Annotated in this window: 4 protein-coding genes; 3 read left to right on the forward strand and 1 reads right to left on the reverse strand. The window is 43.8% G+C overall.

What is annotated here, in order from left to right; genetic code table 11:
• Positions 1-18 precede the first annotated feature (18 nt).
• The 3 genes from V3S16_RS09755 (at position 19) to V3S16_RS09765 (ending at position 2,723) form a co-directional block, all read left to right on the forward strand.
• Positions 19-369 carry a flagellar protein FlaG gene (locus tag V3S16_RS09755; protein WP_413884496.1) on the forward strand — a complete coding sequence of 117 codons (351 nt, stop codon included), beginning with the start codon at positions 19-21 and terminating at the stop codon, positions 367-369.
• A 30-nt stretch (positions 370-399) separates the two neighbouring features.
• Positions 400-1,059, forward strand: a complete 660-nt coding sequence (locus V3S16_RS09760; RefSeq protein WP_413884497.1) for a response regulator — start codon at positions 400-402, stop codon at positions 1,057-1,059.
• 176 nt (positions 1,060-1,235) lie between these two features.
• Entirely contained in the window at positions 1,236-2,723 is a 1,488-nt protein-coding gene (locus tag V3S16_RS09765) for an HD domain-containing phosphohydrolase (protein ID WP_413884498.1), read from the forward strand.
• Between the two features lie 11 nt (positions 2,724-2,734).
• Here V3S16_RS09765 and V3S16_RS09770 read toward each other — a convergent pair whose 3' ends face one another.
• Positions 2,735-4,108, reverse strand: a complete 1,374-nt coding sequence (locus V3S16_RS09770; protein ID WP_413884499.1) for an HDOD domain-containing protein — start codon at positions 4,106-4,108, stop codon at positions 2,735-2,737.
• Between the last annotated feature and the right edge of the window lie 264 nt (positions 4,109-4,372).

The raw sequence follows: 4,372 nt of genomic DNA on the forward strand, positions 1-4,372 counted from the left end.
TAAGGGAGGAATGGACTTATGTTAGTTGAACCTGTAAAAAATATTGAAAGCAGCACGGTCATGCCGGTCCAGGCCGGGCTTCCGGCCGGGACAGGGATGAGCCCGAAAGACGAAGCGGCTGAAAAGCCGGTTCACGAGCCTAGTGCAGCCGACCTGAAAGAACTGGCCGCCGATGTTCAGGAAAATCTGAAGTTTATTAGTGATGTAGATCTGCAATTTTCTGTTCATGAGGCTTCCGGCCAGATAATGGTCATTGTAAGGGAGGGATCGACCGGTAAACTTATCAGAGAGATTCCACCTAAAGAGGTATTAGATCTTGCGGCCAAGTTCGACGAAATGGTCGGTCTGATAATGGATAGAAAAGGTTAAAAAAATACCTTGGGAGCTAGGCCCTGATATATGCCTGGAGAAACGAGCCAACAAATAAAAATTCTTATTGTTGATGATGACAGGGATATAGCCGATATTCTAGTCGATATCGTTTCTAATAAGGAAAGAGCGGTCGACGTATGCTATGATGGTGTGGATGCCGTTAAAAGCATCCAGCGCAGCGTATACGACCTGGTCATTGTTGATTTAATAATGCCGAGGATGGGCGGGCTCGATGTACTTAAATATGCCATAAAATCCAATCCGGATGCCCTGGTAATTATCATCACCGGTTATGCTTCTTTGGAAACGGCAGTCACGGCCATCAAAGAAGGCGCCTACGATTATATCAGGAAACCATGGAAGCTTGAAGAGATCAAGATTGTCGTAGAGAATGCCGTAGACAAGATAAAGTTGCATAGAGAAAACAGGGAACTTTTAAAAAAATTGCAGAATGCCTACCATGAACTGGTGGTATTAAAGGCAAAGAAGAATGAAGATGACAAAATAGCAAAAATCAAATTCTTTTCTTCTAACATGCCAAATCTGCACTATCTTTACAATAATAGTTCACCTTCCAGCAGCTACGTCGATGAGCTGCAGGCACTCTCTTCCTTAAGAGAAAGCGGCACCCTGACTGCAAGCGAATTCAAGGCATTCAAAAGTCACCTTCTTAAAATGATAACCTGAACCTTTGTAACCGTTCACAGGTTCAGAGGTTCAGGGTTAGTTAGTAAAGGTTAACAAATAAAAAGCAACCCTGAACCTGTGAACGCCTACGAAAGGTAACCCTGAACGGTGAACTCAGAACCTGTGAACGCTTACGAATCTTGCAAGCCAAATTTCGAAAGATGAGCTCATTTTATATGAATGAAGATCTAACGATACTGGTTGTTGATGATGAAGACTATATCCGGGACATTTTTAAGGATTACTTTGAAACTGCCACCGAATATACGGTTTTTACCGCCTGTGACGGCCTTGAAGCTTTAGATATAATAGAAAAAGAAGAAATTGACTGTTGTTTTACAGATCTTTCCATGCCCAGACTGGACGGTTTGGAGCTAACCCGACGCATCCACCTGTTAGATAATACTATACCGGTTGTGGTCATGACCGGCAATCCTACTATGGATAATGCCATCGAGACTTTAAAAAACGGGGTGGTCGATTTTTTAACCAAACCCTTCCAAATCGATCAAATTCTTCCTACGATTAGGCGGGTTATGGCCGAAAGATCGCTTTTTGTCGAGAATATTTTATTAAGAAAAGAGGCTGAACAGGGCCGCAAACTTCTGAAGATCAATCAAGAATTGCAACAGAAAATCAAGGAAATTGAGAGTATAAATCTGATACTGCAGAAGTTAAATCAGGTGACAACCAGCCAGGATCTCTTTAACACCCTGGTTAAACTGTCAGGCGAAATAACCGTTTGCGATGAGGCCCATTTCTGTTTTTTTACCCAACAGATGCAAGAGCATACCATCATCGCTTCTTTTTTTAAAGATGACGATAATAGTACGGCCTCGGCCGGATGGTTGGAAAAGAGCATTGTCAAAAAGGTCGCAGATGACGGGATTCCCTGCCTTATCAAAGGTCACAACGGCAATAACACTATCATTGGTATTCCTCTTAAAATACGGTCGGAGATCTTTGGTATCCTGTTTGCAATTATTAAAAACGGCCCGTACGTGTTTAGCGAAAAAGATATATATTTTTTAAATTTTCTGGCGGAAAAGGCATCCTCCATAGTGGAAAACCTGGCCCTTTATGAAAATATTTACAGCAATCTTTTTGCCACACTTTACGCCTTTGTCGAAGCCATCGAGGTCAGAGATCCGTACACCAAGCAGCATTCGACAATGGTGTCAAATTATGCCATGTCAATTGCCAAGGCATACGGATGCTCGCAAGAAGAGATAGACAAATTATACGTTGCCGGCAACCTGCACGACATCGGTAAGATAGGTATCCCGGACAACATACTGTTAAAGCCCGGACGGCTTACAGAAGAAGAGTATGAGGTTATCAAAAAGCACCCTTTAACTGGAAGCAATATTATTGGGCATCTTGGCATGTGGACGGACGAGCAGGGCATAATCAGGCACCATCACGAAAGATATGACGGCAAAGGGTATCCGGACGGTCTTAAAGGTAAAGAGATTCCCTTTCTATCTCGAGTCCTGTCGGTAGCCGATGTTTTTGATGCCCTTACCACAGATCGTGCATATCGTCAGAAAATGCCGGATGATGTTGCTGTCAAGATCATTAAGGAAAGTGACGGCAGTCAATTTGATCCTGAAATCGTAGCTGTCTTTGTGGATCTGTGCAAGAAGGGGAAGCTTAAACCCTAACCGTTCACAAGTTACAATTGAGGGATTACGATGGAATTATCTTGCTGAGGATCGAATATTTTTTGAGAAATTAATTCTATAACAGCTGCAAACTGAGAGGGCTTCAAGCCTACTTTTTGCAACCGTTGCGGTAGCTTTTCCATATTCAGCGACTCTAATACCTGTCCCACCTGAAATCTATTCATAAGCAAGTCAGCCAAATAAACCAGATGCGTTAACTCTGGGTCCACCTGGGCTTTTTCAGGGTAGTGATGATGTCGAATTACATCCGCCAAGTTGTCAGGCAAAGACCAATTTTCAGCCAGCCGTTCGCCGGCCTGAGGGTGGGTTATGCCAAGTTTTTCACTTTCTACTTCACAAAGTTCAACCCCATCGATCTGGGTTCGCCTGTAGAAAAAAGGGTGAACAGATGAAATGAATTGATCCAGAACAATAATACCAATATCGTGAAGCAGCCCGGCCGTATATGCTATTTCCGGTGAGGCTTTGCCGGTAAGCTCGGCCAGTTCTCCAGAAACTATGGCCGTTCCCAGAGCATGCTGAAAAAGGCCTCCCTTACAAAGAGAGTAACCCTGCCCGGAATCAGTCAAGAAAAGCTCCAGGGAAGCGGTCAGCAGCAATTGAAGGAGCAGCTTTTCACCAAGAATAACAAGGGCTCTGTCAATGGAGTCGACTTTTCTCTTTAAACCGATAAAGGATGAATTGCATAATCTGATGACTTTAGCGGCTAAAATTTGATCCTGTTTGATTTCCCCGGCCACTGCGCTCATGTTGTAATTTGCTTCATTGATCATTCTTGTCATTTTAAGGGCTATCTGAGGAATAGGTTGAACAAGTTGGATCGCATGGGTAATTTCACCGGCCGTCGGCTTTACAAAATTCTCTACAGCAGGGGGAGTTTGCGTACTGAGCGGTTGAATAGAACTTTTAAACGTATTCAAATCAAGACTCAGACGACAGCTAAAGTAACCGCCGGTTTCGGCTTTGCGAATCGGTATGGCTGCATCCTTGAGGATTGTCCTGACAATTGCAGCGGTTCTTCCGCCGATATCAAGGTCGAGATCCTGCCTGGACACCGGGCCCACCAAGGCTCCGCCGGCAACACACGCTTCCAAATTATTTTTACCGGCTCCGGATTCGCAAAGAGCCTTAATAAATATAGGTAGGCCTGTTGAGGCATAAATCCCGGGTTTCCACGGATTTTGAGGGTTGGGAGGTTCCGGCAGAAGTAAATGGATCAATCCCCCCACCTCTGCTTCCTTGTCACAGAGTGTTATCCCGACGCAGGTTCCCAAACAGGCATCCAGGCCCACATTTTTTTTCTTACTGATAACGTAATTACCTGATGCTACATGCAGTCTATTAAGATTTGATGCGGTTTTCATGAATAGTTATCAATCGGGAAATTCAACGGGGCCGGCATCCAGTACCCGTTTATTCAGTCCTGAAAAACCTGGTCCTTTGGGCCAGGTCAGAGATATTTGGCTCTGCCTTGGAGTTTTGTGTCTAAAATCACAAATTCCAAGCACCAAAAAACAAACAAGCTCCAAACTACAAGCACCAAATTCCAAGGAAATTCCAAACTACAAGCACCAAATCTCAAGGAAATTCCAAAGTTTATTATTTTGAATTTCGGTCATTGTGATTTG

The sequence above is a fragment of the Candidatus Desulfatibia sp. genome (assembly GCF_036446775.1).
Classification (GTDB): Bacteria; Desulfobacterota; Desulfobacteria; order Desulfobacterales; family UBA11574; genus Desulfatibia_A.